This window comes from Rhodopirellula sp. SH410 (genome assembly GCF_055811895.1).
In genome coordinates, this window is record NZ_CM147949.1 from 2733506 (window position 1) to 2758000 (window position 24495).

Genomic DNA, 24495 nt, shown 5'->3' on the forward strand with positions numbered 1-24495 from the left:
AGACTTGTCCGGCGGCACCGTGCGATGACCGCCAGCACCGATGGGCACGTGACGTGGCCCGATGGGCGCGTGGTTCGAGCGCGTTTTGCTCCTTGACTGTTGCGCGGGTGCATATTCGTTGGGGGGCTTGTCTGTCGCGGGGGTGTGGTGTTCCCCTCTTATGGCATTGGCGACGTGGGATTGACTGGGCTGGACAGGGGACCGGGAAAGTTGATACAGCCCGAATTGGTTGCGGCTTCCGCCGCAGGAATGTCCCAGAATCGGCTGGCTCGAATAAATGCCAACCCAATCAATAGAGTGGCCTCTGTCGAGGCACGCGCGTGCCCGTGGAGTCGCAGATGAGTACTTGGATTGGAAGTTCGTTCATATCCGTCTTCATGCTGTTCATGGGTGGGATTCTGATCGGACATTTGTTGTGGTACCGCGATCGCAGCAGCGATCTGAAAGCGGTCAAGAACGCGGAGACGAAGTACAACCGCGCCAAGGCGGCAGCGCGCAATCGCAAACGCAAATTCATTCTCTTGTCGCGGGATGCGAAGGCCTTTGAGCTGACGTCGACCCAACACCGCAGCGAAGCCGATTCCCTGCGTCAAACCCTCGCCACGCATACTCAGCGGGCCGACTCGCTACAAACCGAAATCGGGAAACTCCAGGCCGAACGGAGTCGGTTCGAACTTGCCTGCCGTGACGCTCAGCAGCAGCGGGATGCCGCGCAAGGCCAAGCTGAGTCCGCCAACGCGGAGCGGGGCAAATTGCAGGAGAGCTTGCAAGACGTCGAAGCGAAGTTGAAGCAGGCATCGACAACCATCCAAGAGCACAAGGCAGCGGAGCAGACCGCGTGCTCCGAACTCAACAAAGAACGCGAGCGTGGCGGCGAACTCGCCACCCAAAATGAGAGTCTCCAGCAGGATACTCGCGACCTGCGTACCCAGCTGGAAGCTGCTGAGCAGCTTCGCCAACAACTCGTTGGTGAACGTGATCGACACCAAGAAGCAGGCGCCAAGCTTGCTGGGGATCAGGAACAGCTCCGCAGCGAGCACGAGCAGCTCGTCGAGAAATGCAATCGAATCACCAGCGAGCGTGATGAGATCAAAATCCAAGGTGAACAACTCGCCACCGAGATCGAACAGCTGCGCAGCCGCTGCGACGAACTCGTTTTGCTTCGCGACGAAGTGAATCAACAACGCGAGGAAGCCATCGGTCAGCGTGACCAATTTTCTGATCAATGCCAGGAAATCACGCGTCAGCACGATCAACTGGTGACCGAGCATGCACAACTTGCTGTCCACAGCGATCGAGTCACCGTAGAGCGTGACGAGCTCATCAAACAACGCGAACACCTCCTCAGCCACCATGACGGCATCGATACCCAACGAGATCAACTCTCCTCGGAACTGGCAACGATCACCGAACAGCACACGCAGCTGGTCACCGAGCACGGCGAGCTGACCAGCCAGCGAGATCAACTCATCAGCGAACAGGCGGAGATGGCCAGTCAGCGAGACCAGCTCACCTTGGAACTCGCCACGATCACCGAACAGCACACGCAGTTGGTTACCGAGCACGGCGAGCTAACCAGCCAACGAGATCAACTGGTCAGCGAACAGGCGGACATCGCTAGTCAGCGAGACCAGCTCACCTTGGAACTCGCGGCGATCACCGAACAGCACACGCAGCTGGTCACCGAGCACGGCGAGCTAACCAGCCAGCGAGATCAACTCATCAGCGAACAGGCGGACATCGCCAGTCAGCGAGACCAGCTCACCTTGGAACTCGCGGCGATCACTGAACAGCACACGCAGTTGGTCACCGAGCACGGCGAGCTAACCAGCCAGCGAGATCAACTCATCAGCGAACAGGCGGAGATGGCTAGTCAGCGAGACCAGCTCACCTTGGAACTCGCGGCGATCACTGAACAGCACACGCAGTTGGTCACCGAGCACGGCGAGCTGACCAGCCAACGAGATCAACTTGTTAGCGAACAAGCGGAGATCGCTAGTCAGCGAGACCAGCTCACCTTGGAACTGGTAACGATCACCGAGCAGCACACGCAGCTGGTCACCGAGCACGGCGAGCTGACCAGCCAACGAGATCAACTGGCTAGCGAACAGGCCGAGATCGCTAGTCAGCGAGACCAGCTCACCTTGGAACTGGCCACGATCACCGAACAGCACACGCAGTTGGTCACCGAGCACGGCGAGTTGACTAGCCAGCGGGATCAACTGGCTAGCGAACAAGCGGAGATCGCTAGTCAGCGAGACCAGCTCACCTTGGAACTCGCAACGATCACCGAGCAGCACACGCAGCTGGTCACCGAGCATGGCGAGCTAACCAGCCAACGAGATCGACTCGCTAGCGAACACGCCAACGTCTTTGTGCAGGCTGGCCAGAACGATGATAAGTACGGCCAACTGCAGCAGGAATACGGCGTACTGCGTGATCAGCACGCGGCCGCTATCGCAGCGAATCGGGAACAAGCGAGCCAGTTTGAATCGCATCAAGCCGAGATCGCGCGGCTCGAAAAATCACTCAATGAGTCCACCGTTCAGGTGCAAACGCTGCAGAGCGAGCATGACGAATTACTGGAACAACTCGACGAACGAACCTCGCGTATCCAGACGGCCATCGATGGGCGGGTGACTGCTGAGACTGCGATGAGCGAGATGGAGGCGAGAACGGAATCGTTGCTCGCTGAAGTCGCCGAGGCAAGCGAACTTCGCGCGGGATACGAAGCGAGTCTCGCCGAACTTCGGCTCAGCGGAAACGAGCTGCAGATGCAGTCCCAAGAACTCCGCGATACGATCGGCCGCAAAGACCAGCGCATCGTCGCGTTGGAAGAACAGATCAACGAGCAACGCGAAGCGATCGATCGACACCGGGCCGAAGCCGAGCGACTCGGCGCGGACGGTCCCGAACTGGAGAAACTCAAAGCGGTCGTCCAAGAAAAATCGGTCGCATTGGCACAAACCGAAAGTGAACTCCAGTCCAACCGAGATCTGGCTGCGACACTGCGCCGCGAAATCGAGAATCGGGATGATCAAATATCTTCGTTGAGCGTCGAGCATCAGCAGATTCGCACGCAGCTCGCGAACCAAACCGACGTTAGCGATCGCCTTGAACGCGAGCTGCGAAACGCCGTCGAGCAGTTCGAAGCGGCCAAGACGTATCAGTCGCAAGCCGCTGAGTTTCGATCGAAGGCCGTGGCGATGCAACTCCGCGGCGAGGACCTGCAGAAACAGCTCCAGAGTGTCTCGATGGAACTCGAATCGAGCCTCGATGCCAACGCCGCGATGCAGCACCGCCTACGTCAAATCGAAGGCCAATTGCACGAAAACGCGATCGCGATGCGAGATCTTCGTCGCAAGCGTGCGAACGTGCCCGCGCTCAGTGCGAACCCCTCAAACGAGCAGAACAAAGCGGCATGACCCTGAAACGTCGCCGTATGACCTTTCCAGGCAAACATTGAGATCGGTCTGCGGAGCGGAGCGATTGGCTCCGGTAGTCGGGACAGCTGAAGGATTTCGAGGTTGGGCAACCGACGCTATCCGGTTGACGCTACCGCGCCCCCAAGATCACCTCGCCCTCGCCCCACTGCACGTTGAAATTGCCTGACTCGGCGACGAGCTGGGCAAGCTCTGCAAGCGTCTTTTTCTTGGCATCAAGCGTGATGAGTTTTTCACCGGCCGCTTCGGATCCGTTTTCGAGACGGAAGGTTTTTCCCGCGGCTTGGGCGAGCTGCCGTAAGACCTCAGCGGCGGGTTTGTCAATTAATTGCAAATCGAAAACCGGGGCGGACTCATTGCCCGCCATGGCTGCTCGCGAGGATTTACCGGCTGCGGTGGTCCAGTAGATCTCGATCGCTCGTCGATGGTTCTCCGCACTCGTGTTGATCAGTAACTGCTGATTCGAAACACGGATCGACGCGCGGGGGCGAGTGTTGGCCAGGGCTGTGCGAATGGGAAGTGCCGCGTCACCTGCGGGATAGGCCAGCAGAAATGGTTTTGCGGGAGAGACCGCGGACCAATCCTGCACGCCCTCGGGGGACGAGGCCGAATCACCGAGATCATCCGTGCTGAGCAAAGCGGCCCGCGTGTCGGCCAGCGTTTGCAAGGGCGTGCCGGGTCTGAGGGCACACTGGAACTGGGCCAACAAGAGTTCGACCGCCAGCGTCCGATCGACTCCGATCAGAGTCCCCGAGGCCCAGATGTCATGTGGCACCCACGCCGGCACCGGGTGGGACAAGGTGCCGTCTGCGGCCACCACGGACGCCCAATCCGTCACCACATTGCCACTCGGTGAGCTCGCCGGGGCAGCGAGCATTAACGTCAAGACCTCCGCGGCCGTGCTGCCCGTCGGCCACTGGATGGAAATCAGGTCGTCCGACGCCGATTCACGCGCCGTTAAGTAGCTAATCGTTGCGTCGACCCACTCGGGACGTCCCACAATCAACACACCCGGCAGCGGAAATACGGCTAGCTCGTTCCCCGCGGCGACTTTCAAAATCACTTTCGCCGCCGGGGTGGCCGCTTCGGTCAGGCTCACGCGGGCCTCTCGATCAACCTGGCGGTCAAACCAAAGTGACCTGATCGGTGACAATTGCCCACCACGGGCAACCTGCCTCCCGCGAGCCTTGGGGAGCAGTTGCGGTAGTAGCTCACCGATCGTCTGTTCGGATACACTTAGGGTGATTCCCGTGCCCACCAGTGATTCTCCCGCCAGAACGCTGTTTCGGGGCGGTTGTCCGACTGCCGTTTTTGGCGAAATCAGTGCCCAAACCGCAATCAACGTGATTGCGGTTTGCGAAAATCGAGACGGGGGCTGTTCACATTCTTTTTTCATTTGTTGTCTTGCCTGCCAGCCTGATCAGTCTAACATCGAAGAGTCAAACGGGGGAGATTCTGAAGCCGAATCTTTTGGTTTGACAACGCTGTTGGATGCCTGCATCGAATATTTTGCCCCCCTTGGAAACCAACATGACGACCCCTCGTGTTCACACCACCCGTTTAGCGGATGCCTACCGACGCTATTTGCGGTCAGCCGATTCGTGTCGGTTTGCTCATGAGGTCGATGAATCCTACACCGCCGCAACGTTGAATGCGTTGTTAAGTCGCGGTCAGGTTGAGCAACGCCGTGCCGCAGCGATGGCCCTCGGGATGCTGGGGGATCGTTGCAGTGTCGACGCACTCGGACGGGCAATTTCCGATTCCGATCGGGGTGTGCGGTTAGTTGCAGATGACGCATTTCGAGCCGTTTTGGTTCGCGACGCGGCCCCGCTGCATCACCAACAACTGCTCCGTGTGATGCATCTCAACGATGGTGGGGAGTATGCTGCGGCACTCTCGCCCGCGATGATTCTGATCGACCAAGCACCGACGTATGCAGAAGCCCACCACCAATTGGCCGTTTGTTGGCACGGGCTGGAGGATTATTCGCGGGCGCAGCAGGCCTATCAGATCTGCCTCTGGCATTGCCGGTTTCACTATCTGGCATGGCAGAGTCTCGCAAAGATCCGCTATTTAAATGGTCATCTAGAGAAGTCGTTGCAGGCACTCGATTACTGTTTGGCGATTAACCCGGATCTTGAAACCGCTCGCATGCAGCGTGGTCAAATCCGCCGCCGACTCCGCCAAAGCGACGTTTGAACGCTGAGACCTGAGAATACGCATTGAATACGGACGAATTTCTTGTTGGTGGTTTGGCGCTCGCCTTTTCGATGATTGCCACCGCGATCGCAATCGGACCTTGGATCGCCCCCTACCAAATCCGCTCGGTAAAGTACGTACGAGACCGGTTTGGTAAATCCACCGCACGCGCCCTCTGGCTAGCTGTCGCGATCGTTACGGGCTGCAGCGGGATGGCAATCCTCAACGGTGTCCGTCCCGACTACGCCACCCCGAGTGTCCATCACGACGCTCCGCGATAACGTTCTTCGCATCAATTTTCGCAGCGATTTCACGACCTTTGCGGCGTGTTTTCCGCTATTCGAGAGGGGTCGTCGGTGCCATCCCGAATCAGCCACTAATCGGGTGGATGGTTTTGCCGATGCGCCTGCCTAGTATTTCGGCATTCACTCATGACGATGTCTTGAGTGTTCTTATATCCCCTCATTTCGTCGATTTCTGATTGACCTGAAAGGTTCTTCTACTTAGATGTTTCGTTTTTTTGTTGTTGTGCTGGGTAGTTTCCTCGCATCGGTTACGGCCTCGGCAGGCGTTCTGAATGATTTCAATCTGATTGCATTCGGTGATGTGACCGGGACCAGCGAGGCCGAGGGTCGCACACTCGTTTTCGGAGATGTTAAAGGCAATTCCAAAGGCTTCGCAATCAAGCCGGAAGGCATTGCCAATGCCGCCACGACGACGGGTGTGCTAACAAGCGATGGGTTGATCGTTGGGGGGCAGGTTATGGGTAGCATTCACGTCAACAATGGCGGCGTGCAGATCGGCGGTGACAAAAGAGATGCCACCATCAACAATGCCCAATACGTTCATTATGACAAAGTAGGCGTGCAGCAGATCCTCAGCGAAGCTGCGGCTGAAATCGCTCGAACGACCGCGTATTTCGATCATTTGACAGCTAACAGCGTGGCGGACCTGTCCGACCTCAATACCGCCAAATTCATCAGCAATCCAGTTGACGGCGTGTCGGTGTTCGACGTCGATTCATCACTGTTCTCTCGCAATGGGATGATGGATCTCGTCAATGGCTCCAACCCGGCCCTGGATCCAGCCGCAGACCTGTACTTGTTCCGCGTTTCAGGCACCAATATCTCGGCGGGGTCGGCATTCAACGTATTCAACAACGAATTCGGCCTGGATTCATTTCAACAACGAATCGTTTGGTATTTCCCCGATGCGTTGAGCCTGAGCTTTCAGAATGGATTGGGCGGGGCTGTGATCGCGCCACTCGCCAACATCACTCTCAAATCGCCTCTGGAAGGTACGGTCGTTGGCAATAACATCGATCTGCAGGGAGAAATCCATCTTCCGTCGTTGATTCTGCCGTCAACACCCACACTCGTCGTCACGCCCACCGGGCCCACCCATACCGTCCCCGAACCCGCCACGATCGCCTCGGTGGGGCTGATCTTGTGTGGCGCTCTCATCGGGCGTCGGCGTCGCAAAGCGAAGCTCGCCTGAGTCGCCGGGTCTTGTAGGGACTCGCGGAAAATATGTGGCCGACCGCTCCGCGGCCGGGAGGGGCGACCGCAGAACGCTCGACCATAATTTCAGACAGTCATTTCCCGCCCGTTCCTTTGGAAACCCGTGTCCTGGGGCTTGGTCACAAACGGATCCCGACGTGGGTACAGTTGAGGGGATCCCTCGTTCTGGTTGGGGCGGGGTGGTTTGCGGTGGCATTGTTACCGCGTAGCGTCGGTCGGGGGCCACATTGAATGGTTGCCGCAATTTGGCCAGAATGGACTGCCCCATTTCTTGACCAGACGCGACCTGCTCTTTAGGCGTAGTGACCATGCCAGCACCGATTCAGGTGAAATGTCCCCATTGCAGCGCCACGTTGCGGTTCACACCGACAGGTGAAGTCTCGACGCTGAAGTGCCCCAAGTGCCAGCAACAGATGCGGATTAAGACGCCCGGTGGTGCCAGGCCGAGTCCCGCGGGCACCGGACAGCGGTCCACGAGACCCGTTCCGTCCACGAGCCCGCCGAGCGTTCCCGCACCGTCTCCGGACTTGGATTGGAATGATATCGCCTCGCCGCCACCGCCGGGCCCTGTGCCGAGCTTTCAAGCCAATCCAGCCAATCGCTCATCATCACCCGGACATTTTCCTTACCCGGGAGGCCCCGCGGGAAATAAACGCAAGCTCGGTGGCGGACTGGTCAAGCCGATACTGATTGGCTGTGGTGCCTTTGCCGGCTTGGGGGTGCTCGGCGTAGGTGGATTGATTGCCGCCCTGTTTTACCTGGGCACGACGGCTGAATCAAAGTCCACGATCGCGCTGTCGGGATATTCCGTCGACGCACCTGGGAAAGTGATGCCAGAGTCCCGGGCGGGGGCCGCGGTCAGCGTGGGCATCCATCATCGCCGCACCAATAGCGAGTTCGGCATTTCCGTCAAGTCTGTCGCCGTTCCGGGGCAAAACTTTGAGCTCGAGACGCTGCTCAGACTCATGCAACAGCAGGGCACCATTGTCGGTCCGGAAAGCCCGGTATCCCGTGCTGGGCTCAATGGCTACCACTTGACCATGCGACAACCCAATGGACTGAAGGCTCAGGTAGAGATGTACAAGATCAACGGCCAGGACATCTTGCTGCTGACCTATCTTTCCGGCAAAGTCAAACACGATGCTGGAAAGGGCAAGCTCGATCGCGATCCGGAAACGATCCAAAAGCTGGATGATCCGGATGCGTTTTTCCGTTCCTTTCGGAAGGGTTAGGCGTTGCGACCTTTGCGGCGTCGCTCGTTTTCCTTCAGACCAATCTTTCGCAGGCGAATGGACAGCGGGGTGACTTCGACGAGTTCATCATCCTCGATGTATTCGAGGGCCGCTTCGAGCGACATGTCGCGTGCTGGCTTGAGGATCACGTTTTCATCGCTACCGCTGGCCCGCATGTTCGTGAGTTTCTTTTCCCGCGAAGGATTGACGACCATGTCGCCCTCACGCGCGTTCTCGCCCACAATCATGCCTTCGTAAACTTCAACGCCCGCTGGGACCAACAGTTCGCTGCGGTCTTGGAGAGCGAAGAGTGCAAATGGCATCGTTTTGCCACCGGTCATGGACACTAAAACACCGTTGGCCCGGCGAGGGACATCGCCCTCGACGAGTCGGTAGCTCTCGAAGTTGTGGTGAATAATCGCGGTGCCACGGGTCGCATTGAGCAGTTTGGTCCGGAGACCGATCAGACCCCGCGATGGGACATTGAACTTCAACAGGCTGTACTCGCCGCGTTGTTTCATTTCTTCGAGTTGCCCGCGGCGGTGTCCGACGAGTTCCATGACGGGGCCCATTGCATCGGTAGGCACTTCGACACGGAGTGTTTCGAACGGTTCGTGCTTTTTGCCGTCGATTTCTTTGAACACGACGCGAGGTTTGCCGACACTCAGTTCAAATCCTTCGCGACGCATGGTCTCGATCAGGATTGCGAGGTGCAACACACCGCGGCCGGCAACGGCATAGGCTTCGGTGCCTTCGATCATGTTGACTCGCAAGGCAACGTTGCGTTCGAGTTCTTTTTCGAGTCGATTCTTGATCTGCCGCGTGGTCACGTACTTTCCTTCGCGGCCTGCCATGGGCGACGAATTGACGCTGAAGACCATTTCCAGGGTAGGTTCGTCGACCTTCAAACGCGGCAGTGGATTGTTGGCGTCGATCGCAGTGAGCGTGTCGCCGATTTCGACGTCGTCGAGTCCCTCGATGGCGACAATGTCACCGGCCGATGCGGATTCAGCCGTCACCCGTCCGAGATTATTGAACAGGTACAGTGCCGATGGCTTGACTCGGCGTTTGGTCGGCTGTCCGTCGGCACCGAGACAGTGCAGGTCGAAGGATTGGCCCGCGCTGATGGTGCCGGCGTTGATGCGACCGACGGCAATCCGGCCGACGTATTCGCTCCAATCGAGCGTGGTCACCATCATCTGGAAATCGGAGTCCGGATCGATCGTGGGGCCAGGAATGTGGTCAACGAATAAATCCAGCAGCGGCAGCATGTTCTCCGTGCGGACGGTGTGATCCGTCGTTGCATAGCCTTCTTTGGCGCTCGTGTACACGAAGCCCACGTCGTCGAGTTGTTCTTCGCCACCAAGTTCCGCGAGCAGCTCGAGGGCTTCGTCGAGGGCCTCATGCGGCCGTCCATCGGGCCGGTCGACTTTGTTGACGACCACAATCGGCTTGCAGCCCGCTTGCAGGGCCTTTTCGAGCACGAAGCGGGTTTGGGGCATGGGCCCTTCGGCAGCATCGACGAGCACCACACAGCCGTCGGCCATTTTGACGACCCGCTCGACTTCGCCACCGAAGTCCGCGTGACCCGGCGTGTCGATGAGGTTGATTTTGATGCCGCGATACGGGATCGCAATGTTCTTGGCCAAAATCGTGATCCCACGCTCTCTTTCGAGGTCGTTCGAATCGAGGATTCGTTCACCCTGCAACTCGGTGTCGCGGTACTGACCGCTCTGACGCAGCAGACAATCCACCAAGGTCGTTTTGCCATGGTCGACGTGGGCGATAATCACTATGTTGCGAATGTCTTCACGCGTGGACGAAGCGGTCGTGGAAACGGGCTGATTCAAAGCGGCAGAGGCTGACAAGAGAGGAGCTTTCGGTCGGAACGATGGTCGGGCGGGGGCATGATGTTAGGTATGCTTTCGCTAGTTCTAATAGCCCTGTGGAACTATCACTAGGCGAAATGGCGCGAACGGCGATCATCACCGCCCTAAGTCCGGCTAACGAGCACCTGGGCACTTTCGTGCATTTGTGGCATGCCGATCACCACCGTCGGGGCAACCCAAAACGCGCGATGTCTCGTGCGAAATTGGCTTTCTCGCCCTGCCCACGCACCGGATCCACCCGCTCGTGAGGCGGTTCGGCGGTGGTGTGTGGTACCCGATGCCTCACGGCATTCGGCTCAATATTGTGGCGAAGTTGTTGGCTGGTTGGGGTTTTATGAGCCGAGTCGCGTAAGCGGCCGGGTGGCTGTTTTTTTCCGTGAGCCGACGTCGCGTGAGGTGGCCGGTGGTGTGTGTTACCCGATGCCTTACGGCATTCGGCTCAATATTGTGTGTCGAAATTGTTGGCTGGGTTGGGGTTTTATGAGCCGAGTCGCGTAAGCGGCCGGGTGGCTGTTTTTCCCCTGAGCCGACGTCGCGTAAGGCGGCCCGGTGGTGTGTGTTACCCGATGCCTCACGGCATTCGGCTCAATTGCGTGCCGAAATTGTTGGCTGGGTGGGGATTTATGAGCCGAGCCGCGTAAGCGGCCGGGTGGCTGTTTCTTCCCGCGAACCGACGTCGCGTGAGGTGGCCGGGTGGTGTGTGTTACCCGATGCCTCACGGCATTCGGCTCAGTAGTGCGTGGCGAAATTGTTGGCTGGGTGGGGTTTTATGAGCCGAGCCGCGTAAGCGGCCGGGTGGCTGTTTTTCCGCGAACCGACGCGGCGTGAGGTGGCCGGGTGGTGTGTGGTACCCGATGCCTCACGGCATTCGGCTCAATCGTGCGTGTCGAAATTGTTGGCTGGGTGGGGTTTTATGAGCCGAGTCGCGTGAGCGGCCGGGTGGCTGTTTTTCCGCGAACCGACGCGGTGGTGTGTGTCACCCGATGCCTCACGGCACTCGCCGTCGTGATCAGTTCGCCGGATCTGCGACTGATAGCATCAGCGTCGGTGCCTTAGCCGCATCACCCTCTTTGCTGACAAAACGCACCGCCGTGCCGTCCAAATTTCCGCCTGAAACAACGAAGCTAACCGTGTTCCCGGACGCTTTGCGGATAAATGCTGCCAGTTCGGGCGAGCTGAAGAATATCACCTGGGAGTGGGCGTGATCTGGTTCGTCACTGCTCCACTGAGCCAGCAAGGGCAGCGATTCGAGTCCCTCACGGGAGATCGAATTGTCCCACAAAATCGCCTTGCGTTCATCGTCCTCCACCCACGCATCGGCGCCCTTGGCGTCATAGCCGTACAACTTCAGGGTGGTGTCGTGGAGTTTCTCATGGCCAGGCAGCGACAGGATCATACCCAATCGGGCCTGCCGGACATCGGAATGCATGACTCCCTTGGCCTGCAGGTCAAATCGCAAATGAACATGCTGCTTCTCTTGCCCATCGCCTTTGCGTTTTTGAATGAGCAGAATCGGTTTGGTGGCCAGGGACGTCTCGAATCCCTCACGCACGGTAGAATCTGCCCCGATTCCAGCGGTGGTGTTGACGTTGACAAGCTTGGTCGGCTCGGCCGCTGGTTCCTCAGGCTCGTCGGGTTGATCTGGCTCGCCGGGTTGCTCCCGTTCCACCGCAAGCGGCTCCGGGGAGGTTTCGCTCCCCGGAGCCGGCTTGGGCATCACGTCCGCTGCGATCGCCGTGTTGGGCTCGCTCGGTGATGATGACGGTGCCGGCGACAGCGGTGATGGTGTCGGCCGGGGCGACGGGGTGTTCCGATTGTTTTTGTTTTGCGGGGTTTTGCTCTCCGGCGCCGACGCGTTGACTGGCGAGAGAGTCTCCTGGGGCGCCGGTGTGGATGCAGGCGGGGGCGAGCTGGACGCCGGTGATTGTGACGGGGACGGCGGCGGCAACACGGTGACGGTGTTTTCGCGTTGCCCCGGCAGGATTATCCAGACGGCCCCGAGCACGAGCAGGAGGGTCACTAAAATCCCCGCCCCCATCCACACGATTGGACTGACGGGTTGGGATTCAGACGCCGGTGCCGGTTTCGCTCGGCCACCGGTTGAGCTGGGCGTGCCCGCCGGCCTGGACGCGCCCACCGGTTTGGACGCGCCCGGTTTGGCGGTGACCGCTGGGAACACGCCCGACTTGGTGCCCGCGGGATAACGCGGGCCGGGTTGGGGTGTCTTGGAACCAGGGAACGCGGTCGTGGGTGCAGCCGGGATGGCCAGATCGTCGAAAGCGGTCAAGTCAAACGACTCCGTTTTCGCTTCCTCTTGTTTGCTGACGACTTCTTTCAAGCTCAATTGGAGCTTGCTCAGCGAGACTGCCGTCTCCGATTTCGCTTCGCATTCTCGCGCCACGACGTCGAGCTGTTTCTCCAAAGCGAGCGCATTGGCGGGGCGATCAACAGGTTCTTTGGCGAGTAGCTGGTGAATCAGGTCGGCGAGCGGCTGTGGGATGGAAGGATTGAGTTCGCGCAGCGGTTTGGGTGTCCCCGTCAGCAAGGCCACCAGCTGTTGGGGAATCGCAGGCTGGGAAGTCGGCAGCCGGCCGGTACACATTTCATACAGCACCACGCCGAGGCTGTATAAATCGCTGCGATCATCGAGTGGGTCACTGCGCGCCTGCTCCGGCGTGAGGTAGCCGGGCGTGCCACAGACGGAACCGACACCTGAGGCGTCTGCATCGGGCGTGGTGGCCAAGGCGAGACCAAAGTCCAGGATTTTGATGCGGCCCGTCCCCTCTTCGACCCAAATGTTGGCGGGTTTGATATCGCGGTGGACGATGCCCTTGGCATGTGCGGCGCCGAGACCACGAGCGATCTGACGTGCGTACTCGATGACTTGCTCGTAATCGCAATTCTCTTTCTTGGCATTAATCCCCTCGAGCGTGACGCCGCGGAGCATCTCCATCGCCATGAAGGGCGTGCCTTCGTGCATGCCGACTTCGAAAATCACGACGACGTTGTCGTGATGCACGGCGGCCATCGCACGGGCTTCCTGGAGAAAACGGTCGCGACTGTTGGGGGTCGATGCGACCTTCTTGTTCATGACCTTGAGCGCCACGGGACGCTCCAGAACCGTGTCGATGGCCCGGAAGACGTACCCCATTCCGCCACGGCCGAGCTCACCCTGAATCCGGTACGAACCGAGCATCCCCAAATCACCTTCTTGGGTGGGGGCGTCGAGAAATTCGTAGCTGGAGGCAGTCTTGGGCATAAGCACTAGGATACTGCAGAATGAGGGCGAAATGTGCAACAAGGCTTCCGCGTTCGGCAAGATTCTTGCGCTCTCCCAATTCTACGGGTTGTCGCATTGACTGTGAATATCGCGGTGTGAGACACCTTCGTCGGCACGCGGTCGCCGTTACTCAGTCGGAGACCCATCGGCGAATGGAACCGCTCGAGAATCGCGGCATCGGCGGCGGCGTTCGCTGCGCCCGTGATCGCGCGCCGAATTCACAAAGCATTCGCAACCTGGTCGCCGCCTATCGTCGAAATTCAAACTTCTCACGGAAACAATCGGCTAATTTCCCGGCAGGCCCAGTCGAACGCAGTCAATCCAATCCCACAAATAAATCATTGGATCCTTGAGACATGCCTCCCAAAACCTCCGGCGCACGCTTCCGTCAGATGATCCGTTCTTCCGCTATAATCGGTGGTGACCTTTGACGGTGCCACCGCGGTCACAGGCGACTCCGCAGGCACCCGACGTTCCCATGACGCCACTAAGAAGTAACGTTGATGCGAAATCGTCGAAGCTGGATTGCGAGTGTTCTGACCATCATCGTGGGGCTGGGATGGGCGGTCGAACATCGCACCGTTCTCGCGGACGATCCACCGCAACGGGACGAAACGGCCCCCCAGGGCGTTCCGCGAGACCTGGACATCATCGACTGCCACACTCATTTTTATGATCCCAGTCGACCCGAGGGAGTGCCCTGGCCAGCCAAAGGGTCTTCGTTGTACCGGACGGTGCTGCCCCAACATTTCCGCAGCCTCCAACAATATCGCCCGGTGACGGGCACGGTCATCGTGGAGGCGAGTTCGCGTTTGGAAGACAATGCGTGGTTGCTCGATCTGTCAGCAACCGACCCGTTTGTGGTGGGCATTGTCGGTCGGCTGCAACCGGGGACCCCTGATTTTCGCGAGCAGCTCCAACGGTTTTCAGCGAACCCGTTGTTTCGCGGAATCCGTGTCTCGGTGGGGCTGCTCAATGAACTACTCGAACGCAACCAATCCGACGGCGACGCGCTCAGTGACCTGGCTCTTCTCGCCGAGCTTGATTTGGCACTCGATGTCAATGGCGGCCCCGAGACGCCCGCTACGATCGCGAGGATCGCCGAAAAAATTCCCAGTTTGCGCATCGTCCTGAACCACATTAGCAATGTCGCGGTCACCTCGGCGGCGCCCCCGGAGGCTTGGAAACAAGCCATCCAGGCCGCCGCAGCACATCCCAATGTCTTTTGCAAAGTATCCGGGTTGGTGGAAAGCGCGTCGCATCACAGTGGTCGGTCGGCACCCGACGAGCTGGAGTTCTACCGCCCCTATCTGGACGTTGTGTGGAACGCGTTTGGCGACGACCGGGTGATCTACGCGAGCAACTGGCCGGTTTCCGACCGTGGTGCCGACTACGAAACGGTGCAGCGGCTCGTGTTCGAATACGCAGCGGAACGCGGCGTCGATGCCACTCGAAAGTTCGCTTCACAGAACTCGCAGCGGGCATACCAGTGGATCGAACGTCCCGGTCGCCGAGGTGGCGCGAGTGACTAGCAAACGCTCGCCCCTACGCCGCGAAATTACTTGATTCGAGCACCGATTGTTTGCCATCCGCACGGCCGATTTTGATGTTGGACCGCGACGCTGTGTCTTCCGGCGAAGCGTTCAATGCATCGATGCGGTGTCTCTGGGCATCGCGAGGTGGTGCGCCGAGAGCTGGTGACGCAGTTCACAACGGGCTCGATAGAGTCGGCTGCGGACGGTCCCGAGCCGGATTTTCAAGTTGGCAGAGATGGTGAGGTAGTCGAGACCTTCGAACTCACGCATCACAAGGATCGCTCTGTCTTTCGCACTGAGTCGTTCCAACGCTTGCCGGACTTGGCTGCAATCCTCACCTTGCTGTGCGACCGCATCCGGTGAATCACGTTGTTCGGTCATCACCGGCGGGATCGTGTTGACGATTAAGTCGAGCGATACGATGGTGTCCTGGCGTCGGAAGTAGTTCCGCCGTTGGTTCAGTGCGATGCGATAAAGCCAAGTATAGAAATTGCTGTCCTGGCGGAACGAACGCAGGTGCGCGAACGCTTTGGTGAAGGCGTCCTGGACAATGTCCTCGACCGTGACGGGGCATCGGACATGATTTTGCATGGCACACACCAAGCGAGGGTGGTAGCGTTGCACGAGGCTGGCGAAACCTCGCTCGTCGCCCTGCAGGGCGGAATGGATCAATTCAAGATCGCTAGCGATTTCCTTATCTTGGAGCGAAATGACACGATTGGAATGCATGAAATGCGGCTGGGAGTTAGAATTCGGAAAGGATTACGGATGTGTCTCGCTGGGATACGCGACGCATCGAGCGACGATCCGCAGTCTTTTTTTGAAAAAAGTTTGATCCTCGAAAGGTGGAGCCCGAATGTCGGACGACGAGGTCGATATTGACGAGGTCGATATCAACGAAGCGATTGCCCTGACCGCCGATGGGCAACATGAAGCCACCGATCGACTGATGCCGCTCGTCTATGAGCAACTTCGCCGGCTCGCGGGGAGCATGCTGAACCACGAAACGCCCGGCAATACGCTCCAGCCGACGGCGCTGGTGCATGAGGCGTTTTTGCGGATGGCCGATCAACACAGCGTCGATTGGCGCGGCAAATCCCATTTCTTTGCGATCGGAGCGAAGATGATGCGGCGCATTTTGGTCGATCATGCCCGCGGCAAGAAACGCCACAAGCGAGGGGGCGACATGCCGCGGATCCCGCTGTCCGACGACCTTTGTGTGACTCAGAACAGTGACGAAGACGTGCTGGCCATCGAGGACGCATTGACGAAACTGGCGAAATTCGACCCCCGGCAAGCCCAGATCGTTGAGCTGCGTTTCTTCGGCGGATTGACCGTGGAGGAGGTGGCCGAAGTGCTGAACGTTTCCAAACGGACGATCGAAGCGGAATGGACGATGCTGCGAGCTTGGCTGCGACGCGAACTCGAGAGCGAGACCAGGGCGTGAATGCGGCTCGATACGCTCGAGTGAAAGCGAACTTCGCGCTCGCCATTGAACAACCCGCAGCGGAACGTGACGCGTTTGCTCGCCAGCACTGCGGGGACGACGCCGTGGTACTCGCGGAAGTCCTGTCTCTGCTTGCGAATCATTTCGACAAGACCGTTTTGGGCAAGTCTCCTGGCATGGCTTTGCCGCAACCCGTCGTCGTCCGCCCGGACGAGAAAGTCGATTCGCTGCTCGTCCTCAATGACGTCTGGGGCGATAATCGCCAGATCTTGCGGCGTCGCTTGATCGTGATCGCGGGCGCGTTGTCCGTGCTCATCGCGTTGTCAATGCTGCGGCTTCTGACGTATCAAAACGCTGCGCTGGGGCACGGCGTGCGAATCGCCGCACTCACCGCATGCTTAGGCTGTGCTTGGATACTCGCGCGCAAGCCTGGCCTGTCGCTCGCACAGCTTCGCGGCATCGAGTTGCTTGTGATGGCCAACGTGATCCTGTTGCTCAGTGTCCTCTACGTTCGGCTGATGCTCGACGCGGCGATTCGGCAAGACGCATTGGATCTCATCAGTATCAATAACTGGAACTACTTTGTATGGGCACAGCTGATTTTCATCTACGGCGTCTTCATGCCGAACACATGGCAGCGCGCCGCCCTCGTTCTCCTTCCACTCGCCGGTATGCCGTGGGTGGTTCTCTCGCTGGCGATGTGGATTGAACCGTCCGTCGGTGCGCTGCTGGCCCAAGATGATTTTGGACAACCGCTGCCAGCGCCACTCGTCGCAGCCGGAATCGCGATCTACGCCGCAAATCTGATCCACGGCACCCGCTTGGCCACGTTCAATGCACGGCGACTGGCGCAATACGAACTCAAACAGTTGATTGGTGAGGGCGGGATGGGACGCGTCTTTGAGGCCGAGCACCTGCTCCTGAAGCGACCTTGCGCTATCAAACTCATCCAACCCGAACAGTCGTCGGCGGAAGACTCGTTGCAGATATTCGAACGGGAAGTCCGGGCAACCGCACGGCTGACCCATCCGCACACGATCGAAATCTTTGACTATGGCCAGACCCGCGATGGTTTGTTTTTTTACGCCATGGAACTGCTGCCCGGAATGAACCTGTACGATCTGGTGAGGCGATACGGCCCGCTACCGCCCGCACGTGTGATGCACTTCCTCATCCAAGTCAGTGAAGCTTTGATGGAGGCACACGAGGTGGGGTTGATTCACCGCGACATCAAGCCGGCGAACATCTTCGCATCTCAACGCGGTGGGATCGATGATTTTACCAAGCTGCTTGACTTTGGTTTGGTTCGCGAGACGCGATTAGCACTGCCCCGCGACGCGTCGTCGAATATGATTGCGGGAACGCCCGAATACATGTCACCCGAGCAAGTCGTGACGCCCAAAACAATCGACCAACGGACGGACATCTATTCGCTCGGTGCCGTCGGCTACTTTCTATTGACGAACCGCCCACCATTCGTCGCCGATTCGCCGATCGCGACCATGCAGGCGCACGTCAACGAAACGCTCGCGGCACCGTCGCGTCACCAGGGGGGAATTCCGGAGGACTTGGAACAAGTCCTCGTTGAGTGCTTGGAAAAGGACGTTGAATCCAGAATTCCCACCGCGGCTGCCTTGCGGGATCGGCTGTTCCAATGCAGAGACGCCAAGGCATGGACGCAAGCCGACGCAAAACTCTGGTGGACTTCACGTTGACGCAACCGCATTGCCGCCCGCGAGTCTCCCCCCGACTCGTCCAGCGCCGCTCTCAGCACCTCAGTGGAAGCTCGTTCGTTTCATCACGCGGACCTCGCCCCGAGGACGGCCGAGGACCGCCCCAGATCAAGGCCAGCAAATGATGTCGACGTTTCTCGACGCGTAGCGTTGGAGGGGCCCGAGCGAAAGTGCTGGATACACCCCGGGGCTGAGCGAGTTCTCGGTTTCGTGCTCGATTCGCTCGATCAGATAGTTACGTGAAAAGCGATCGACCAAATGACGCAGAGAATGGTCGGTGACCGTCAATGCGAAATAAGTGTTCAGCTGCAGGTGGCGGTGAGTGAGCGTGATACGACGGGACCGCATCCATGAACGCACTCGATAACTGCGAGGATGTTCCACTGACTCATCACGATAGGGCGATAGCAACGCGATGTGGGCAACGCTGACATAATCCACGGGAGGTTCGGGCAACAGCGTTCCCGAGAAATAGATCTGATCGAATTTTCTCCGCTGCCACGCGACGGCCGGGGCCAATTGATCCTCGTCGATCCAAACCAACGCGACGTCCCCCGGCGTGGCAGATTGTGTCAACGCGAGAGTGAATTCGGCTGCATTCTCCACCAAGTGATTAATGGGCGGTGCACCTTGCTCTCGCAGTCGCGAAGTCGTGTAGCGTAATGCTTGCTCACCCACCGTGTCGATGATCGCAAATTGATGGATCGCGGGAGTCCGTTGCGAGCGTGCACTCGTCGATATGATTTCTTTGCAAAATGCATCCGCTTCCGCTCGCAATCCAGCATGCAGATACAGTGTGTAGCCGCCATCGGCATCGGCTGCGGGAAGCGGTGTGTTAGGGAACAGGCAGGGAAGTCGATAATGGTCACAGAACCGGTGGATCGGCTGCCAGGATTGATTCGAGAACCCGGAGAGCAATGCAAATACGGGTTGCGCACGCTGATAGCGTGAGAGCTGTTCGCCGTAGGTATAGGGTTCACCCGACAGGTGCCAGTCATGAACCTGCCACTGGCGATAGGATGTGACGAAGTCGTCTTTGTAGTTTGGTGAGTTTCCCACGTGCAGTTGGTAGCGAGCAACCTCACGGTTGTGGTCCGATATGTAGGCGTCGATGACGCGCCGTACCGCTGATCTCGCCGCCGGTTCGACGCCGTCGGTCGTCACGAACGCAAAGTGGATGGTGGTCGCGTCGACGCCCGGATCCTGTTCACGAGCGAGCCAACGCAGGTAGGCAACTAGTGATGTCATTGTCTCATCATCGAGATCGTAACGAGGCATTAGCGGGTCGAGCACGCGGCCCGTTGGATCGATGCCCTCGCGAATGGCATGCGACAATGACTGCTCGTCGTAGGCGGGTCTCTCATGTGGCATCCGAGGCCCTGCTCGTTCCACGTCCGTTTGCGGTTCTTGGTAGAGCGAACGGAATTGACGGGCGCGTTGATAGGTCGTGGTTGAAAATAATTCGCCCGCCGTGATCGATGGCGTCAGTTTGCCCGGTTCCTCGTTCCCATATCCGCTTCGACGATGACATTTGGCACACGCAACGATCATGCCGGAGAGCTGGACGTCACCCATGACGGTTGCCGAGATTGGCGAACTATCACGTCCCACGCCCATGTGGTAAACCGATTCGCCGAGTGCCAAGTTGTCCTGAGCCGTGGCCACCGCTGACGAAAAATAGACGGCCAATGCAACCGCGAGTACTGATCGAGCCATGGCAATTCGATTAGGGAGTTGCATCGGTTAACGACTCCGGGGCCGCCAGCAGCAGTTTGACTTCGTTGGACAACTGAGTGGCCGAGACGAGTCCAGTTAAACGAATCCATCGATCGCTGTGGGCGGGTCTGAGAAAGGTCAGAGCTTCATGTTGCGACTTGTTAGGTACGTAAGCAGAGAACGCTTTTTGAATCTCACCAATCGCCTTGGGATCACCCGATAGAAACAGCCATCCGTCGGCCGCATTGAGGTCTCGGGCATACCTAGCTAGCCGATCAGGGGTATCGAAGTCGGGGTCAATGGAGATGGTGACATAAGAAATATGGTGTGCCTGATTCTCCAGCGATTTCTGTGTTGCCGCCATCGTGCCACTCGCAACAGGGCAAATGGTCGAACACGAGGTAAAACCGAATTGCATGACGATGACTTGATCGGGTGGGAATGCATCGGCGAGCGTCAGAGTTCGACTTGTCTGATCACGTATGCTAACGTTGGGCAGTTCATGTGCCGCGACGCTCTTGGAAACAGATTTGTTCGCCGGTTGACAACAACAGGGCGGCTCGCCGGACAGTGCATTCGATCCCGATTCCTGCGCTGGGACCCAACGGCAAACAAGCGAGAGTCCGATGACCACGAGCGGGATGACAGCCATGCGTTGGGTGGCATTCATGTTTCAACTTTCTCAAAAAAAGTATTCAGTGAACCGAGTAAATGGCGACGTCGTGGTGTAACGGATCAAATTGATAGAAACGTAGCCGAGTTGACGGTTCGTAGTTGAAACGGAACCAACATTTATGAACGCCGAGCCGAACACCATCAGGTTGTTCGCTGTCGTACTTTGGCTCTCCCGCCTTTGATAAACCAGTCGCTTCGGTACCCTCCTCGACCATATCGTGAAATATTTTGTTGACACGTTTTTGTTTCACGGCAGGAGGGATACCCACGGTGCCACCCATGGCGTTGAATCGCCAGTGATTTCGGCCGAACGTAAATAGGCTGCCTTGTCCGCCGAGCGGCAGGGAGGATTTGAATTGGTTTTCCCAGCCCCGCAGGCCACCGAAATCGGGATTGGCGTATCCGTGAACGAAGTAGTCGCCATTCCAGACCGTCAGGCGGAGTTGGGCTGGTTTGCCATCGTCATTCTGGTGATCACGCTGCAGCCATTTTTCAAACCGCAGGCCGCCTGCTTCCATCTCCCCGTAGAGTGTGTTGTTGACAAACAGGAGTGTCATGTCGGAGTCGGGATCGGGCTGGAGACCACTCGGTAGGTGATTGCGGTCTTTCCAATCCAAGTACGCGTCGCGGGCGTCAATGACCGAGTACAGGCAGTCAACGAAATCCGAGTCTTCGGCTTGGAGTGCTTCCTCCATGCTATGGAAGGCACGCCACATTCGTTTTGCAGGTGAGAAGTCCCCGAGTTTGAGCATCGGGCCTTCATGGGGATCGTAGTCCTCGTCATCGACACTTGATTTTGGTGGATGGGCAAAGGGCGCCTTGGCGAGCTGCGTGAATTGTTGCCGCAGTGACGTCCGCACCCGCTGTTCATGGTCCGCTTCGGATTCGGTATCCACGATACTGCCATCGCTGGCGAGATAGCTGCGGCGAGGTTCATTGATCATTTCTTCGTCGAGGTAGCGTTCCACCCATAGACTCACGTGTCGGTGCGGATGATCCTCGTTGAGTTCGTAGTCGATGCCATCGAATACCATGCGTTCATGATCGTCGATCCGCAGCCGGAAGAATCGAGGCGGCGGCGCAGGAAGTTGAGGTGTGGGCGCCGCTGTCATGCAATCGACAAAGGATTGGTCCAACCGCATCGCACCATACTGTTTGATGAATTCGTCGCCTCGCGGCGGCACCCGCTTGTGCATGTTTTCGACCGCTTGTGCCCGTGGAGCGTGCTTGCGCCAGCCCCAAGTGTAGTGCACATTCTGGTACTGGGTCGGCGCCATTTTGATTTTCAGATGCGTTCGTGTGCCTTCGGCCAATGGGAAGAAGGTGCCGTCCATGCCGACGTGGGGAGGACCAAACCGCATGTGTCGATTGGAACCATCAATGTTCATTTTTCCCCACACAGCCTCGCGGCTAAATCGCGGATCATGATTCTGTGTGCGATTGTGATAAGTGAGGTTCGAGTAAGGATATGGGCCCGGTTGTTGGCTCACCTGCTCGGGGTAGTCGAAGTAAAATGCTGCAGGTGAAAAATCGTCCTCGCCCCGATTGAGAATGTCGACGGTAAACGTGACCGTCCATGGGATATCACGCGGTATAGGCGGCGGATTGGCGGTTAAGTCCGCAACATGATGCTCTTGATAAAAGACATCTTGCGATGGTTGTGAGTCGATTGCGGATTTTTGCCGGCGATACTCTTTCCAGTGCTCGACGGTCAACTTAGGATCCGTGGAACTGTACCAACGGACGCCCACTTCGCCGTTTTCATTCTGGACACGTAGCGGGATGTCATCCCAGCCGAAATCGTAGAACATCGTGTCTGACTCGATCCGTCCGTCGTACCAAATCTGGTGAACGTCGACATTTCCGGCGACGATCTTACCGTGTTGGTCATAGATGGGCTGGACACGCTTGGCGCGGCGATGACCGCTATGATGGAGCAACGCAAATCCACGATAGGAGCGATTGCTGGGGATGCGCGAAGACCGCATGACAATCTCATCGTCACCGTTGCGACCGTGCCGAACCGAGCCCGCATTGCCCTCGAGAATATCGATGGCCCATTCGGCGCGATGCAGTAATTGCATGCGGTGTTTCTTGATCGCGTCGAGATGCCCGGCTTCGGTTTCCTCAAATAGTTCTTTGATGGTGATGCGATCGAGCCCTTCCCAAAGGCTGCGGACAGGCCGACCGGTCAGCACTTCATACAAATCGTCGAGAATGAATCGCAGATCGTCGGTGGGCGAAGCATGCGTTGGCAATCTCGAGACGACCGGGTCGCCATCATGCAAGTTATAGGGATGGTCGGGGGTTGAGGGCAACGTGTTGACCATCTCGTTGTTCATCCGATCACGCATGTTTTGGTACACCGTCGGCAGCATGTTCGTGCCCGGTGGATTCTTCAAGGGATTCATCTCGGGAAAGATGCCTGGTGGCGAATCGATGATCGTGAACATCGTTCGTCCCGAACCGCCCTTGCCGAACTCGGGCAAGGTAGAAAAGAGTCGATTGGCATCGAAGGACTTCGGTTTCTCGTCACCCGCTTTGGCGGCTAAGTCAGATGATTGTGGCGACCGCAGTTGCCCGTTCCCGGCAGACTCGTCCGCCTTCGGAGACAGCGGTGTTGCCTCCGTCGTGGTGTCGTCCACGTAAAAGTCACGCGGGTGGACTTGGGATCGGATCGATCGTTGCGAGGGGGCAACACTCTCGTTCGCGCTAAAAGTCAGCTGATTCAGGGCGGACGCTCTTGTTGTGTTCGCGTTTTCATTCTGTAATGGGTCAATCAAACAGAATCGGTAGTGCAGCGGCCTCGCCGGACGTGGTTGCACGCCCGGATGGTCGCCATAGGATTGCCGATCCGTGCGGATCGTATTCCCCGAGGCATCTGTCTGAGTGACCCAATGCTCCACATCAACGTGTAGCGTGGGGTACGTACGAAGGTAGCGTTTCTGTTTGTCAGCGGTGACGTCATTGGCGTCGCGACGGTCCATATATTCCGGATGCGTTTGCAGTGCGGGAATCGGTGGAAAGGGCAAGTCGATCGTGACGTCGCCCGCCCGCGATGGCGTGAGCGACAGGACAGGGTATTCGGCGGCATTTTGATAGCTGTCGAACAAATGGGACGGGAAGTCTATCTTCGGTTGACTGGTCGCCTGGCGTGCATCCGCTAACGCGTTCCGTTCTCGTTCGGTGAGTTGAGATTCATTGACGGCCCTGGGACCCTGCAGTGAAACGGCGAGGATCTGACCACGCAATTCACCCTTGGGATATGTCTTGGTGTGTGCCTGGACGTAGGTGCGTTCGGATAGAAGGTAAAGTTTCATATTCGCATCTACACGAAACATTCCGCTAAAGATGAATTTGTCGCCGTCTTTCTCGAAGGCCAGATTCCGTTGAATCGGCCCCGAAACGCCTACGCGACCGAAGTGAATATGGATCGGACTGGGGGTATTTCCCTCCGCATCGGTGTCGCCACGAACCTCCAGTTCACTCGAGAGTCCCTCGAGGGTTCCTTTCACCTCCAACTGGTTCGTGGCGGGGTCCCACCTGCAACCAAACGTTCCATGGGCATTGCTATTCACGCTTTGGTCGTCCGGCAACACGACTTGCTCGGGTTCGAGCAGCAAGAGCATTCGCATCGCTTGCGCTTCCGAGTCCGACTGAGGTTGCCCAAGGGTGATGGGGGCATCCATGACTAGGCAATACAAGACGCCCATCAATAGAGATGCTGACTGTTTACCAAGCCGACGCGAGGAACCTGCCGAGGAAAGTCGATCGTAGTTCATGACAAAATTCCGTTCACATGGATGCAGATTTGGATAGCACTGAA

General features: G+C 58.0%; 15 protein-coding genes. 8 read left to right on the forward strand and 7 right to left on the reverse strand.

The window, feature by feature from the left end; all coding sequences use genetic code 11:
* Positions 1 to 338: 338 nt before the first annotated feature.
* On the forward strand, positions 339 to 3425 hold the full coding sequence (locus SH410x_RS10060) for a coiled-coil domain-containing protein (protein ID WP_473676373.1): 3087 nt from the start codon (positions 339 to 341) through the stop codon (positions 3423 to 3425).
* Between the two features lie 130 nt (positions 3426 to 3555).
* Here SH410x_RS10060 and SH410x_RS10065 read toward each other — a convergent pair whose 3' ends face one another.
* On the reverse strand, positions 3556 to 4839 hold the full coding sequence (locus tag SH410x_RS10065; RefSeq protein WP_473676374.1) for a hypothetical protein: 1284 nt from the start codon (positions 4837 to 4839) through the stop codon (positions 3556 to 3558).
* Between the two features lie 134 nt (positions 4840 to 4973).
* On the opposite strand from SH410x_RS10065, the gene SH410x_RS10070 reads away from it, so the two are divergent.
* The 4 genes from SH410x_RS10070 to SH410x_RS10085 all read left to right on the forward strand — a co-directional run bounded on the left by SH410x_RS10070 (position 4974) and on the right by SH410x_RS10085 (position 8394).
* Complete coding sequence (locus SH410x_RS10070) at positions 4974 to 5642, forward strand: tetratricopeptide repeat protein (RefSeq protein WP_473676375.1); 669 nt, start codon at positions 4974 to 4976, stop codon at positions 5640 to 5642.
* A 23-nt stretch (positions 5643 to 5665) separates the two neighbouring features.
* Entirely contained in the window at positions 5666 to 5923 is a 258-nt protein-coding gene (locus SH410x_RS10075) for a hypothetical protein (protein WP_473676376.1), read from the forward strand.
* 226 nt (positions 5924 to 6149) lie between these two features.
* Positions 6150 to 7139: a collagen-binding domain-containing protein gene (locus SH410x_RS10080; RefSeq protein ID WP_473676377.1), complete on the forward strand. Its 990-nt coding sequence runs from the start codon at positions 6150 to 6152 to the stop codon at positions 7137 to 7139.
* Positions 7140 to 7470: 331 nt separating this feature from the next.
* Positions 7471 to 8394: a hypothetical protein gene (locus tag SH410x_RS10085; RefSeq protein ID WP_473676378.1), complete on the forward strand. Its 924-nt coding sequence runs from the start codon at positions 7471 to 7473 to the stop codon at positions 8392 to 8394.
* Here SH410x_RS10085 and typA read toward each other — a convergent pair.
* Positions 8391 to 10262 carry a translational GTPase TypA gene (gene typA / locus SH410x_RS10090; protein ID WP_473676379.1) on the reverse strand — a complete coding sequence of 624 codons (1872 nt, stop codon included), beginning with the start codon at positions 10260 to 10262 and terminating at the stop codon, positions 8391 to 8393. The two genes, SH410x_RS10085 and typA, sit on opposite strands and share 4 nt — an antisense overlap.
* A gap of 1030 nt (positions 10263 to 11292) precedes the next feature.
* Positions 11293 to 13542 carry a serine/threonine-protein kinase gene (locus tag SH410x_RS10095; protein WP_473676380.1) on the reverse strand — a complete coding sequence of 750 codons (2250 nt, stop codon included), beginning with the start codon at positions 13540 to 13542 and terminating at the stop codon, positions 11293 to 11295.
* Positions 13543 to 14066: 524 nt separating this feature from the next.
* Here SH410x_RS10095 and SH410x_RS10100 point away from each other — a divergent pair.
* Complete coding sequence (locus SH410x_RS10100) at positions 14067 to 15095, forward strand: amidohydrolase family protein (protein WP_473676381.1); 1029 nt, start codon at positions 14067 to 14069, stop codon at positions 15093 to 15095.
* Positions 15096 to 15206: 111 nt separating this feature from the next.
* On the opposite strand, the gene SH410x_RS10105 is transcribed toward SH410x_RS10100, so the two are convergent.
* Positions 15207 to 15827 (reverse strand): RNA polymerase sigma factor, encoded by a 621-nt coding sequence (locus tag SH410x_RS10105; protein WP_473676382.1) that lies wholly within the window; start codon positions 15825 to 15827, stop codon positions 15207 to 15209.
* A 127-nt stretch (positions 15828 to 15954) separates the two neighbouring features.
* On the opposite strand from SH410x_RS10105, the gene SH410x_RS10110 reads away from it, so the two are divergent.
* Together SH410x_RS10110 and SH410x_RS10115 are read left to right on the forward strand one after the other, a co-directional pair.
* A complete protein-coding gene (locus SH410x_RS10110) occupies positions 15955 to 16545 on the forward strand; it encodes a sigma-70 family RNA polymerase sigma factor (RefSeq protein WP_473676383.1) in 591 nt (196 codons plus the stop codon).
* Positions 16488 to 18260, forward strand: coding sequence for a serine/threonine-protein kinase (locus tag SH410x_RS10115; RefSeq protein WP_473676384.1), 1773 nt, complete (start codon positions 16488 to 16490; stop codon positions 18258 to 18260). The genes SH410x_RS10110 and SH410x_RS10115 overlap by 58 nt, the downstream gene beginning before the upstream one ends.
* A 126-nt stretch (positions 18261 to 18386) precedes the next feature.
* Here the strand turns inward: SH410x_RS10115 and SH410x_RS10120 are convergent, their stop codons facing one another.
* From SH410x_RS10120 to SH410x_RS10130, 3 genes are read right to left on the reverse strand one after another with little or no spacing between them, the layout of a single operon-like run.
* Positions 18387 to 19994, reverse strand: a complete 1608-nt coding sequence (locus tag SH410x_RS10120) for a hypothetical protein (protein ID WP_473676385.1) — start codon at positions 19992 to 19994, stop codon at positions 18387 to 18389.
* Positions 19995 to 20004: 10 nt separating this feature from the next.
* Positions 20005 to 20664 (reverse strand): SCO family protein, encoded by a 660-nt coding sequence (locus SH410x_RS10125; RefSeq protein ID WP_473676386.1) that lies wholly within the window; start codon positions 20662 to 20664, stop codon positions 20005 to 20007.
* A gap of 25 nt (positions 20665 to 20689) precedes the next feature.
* On the reverse strand, positions 20690 to 24451 hold the full coding sequence (locus tag SH410x_RS10130) for a CHRD domain-containing protein (RefSeq protein WP_473676387.1): 3762 nt from the start codon (positions 24449 to 24451) through the stop codon (positions 20690 to 20692).
* Positions 24452 to 24495: the final 44 nt, after the last annotated feature.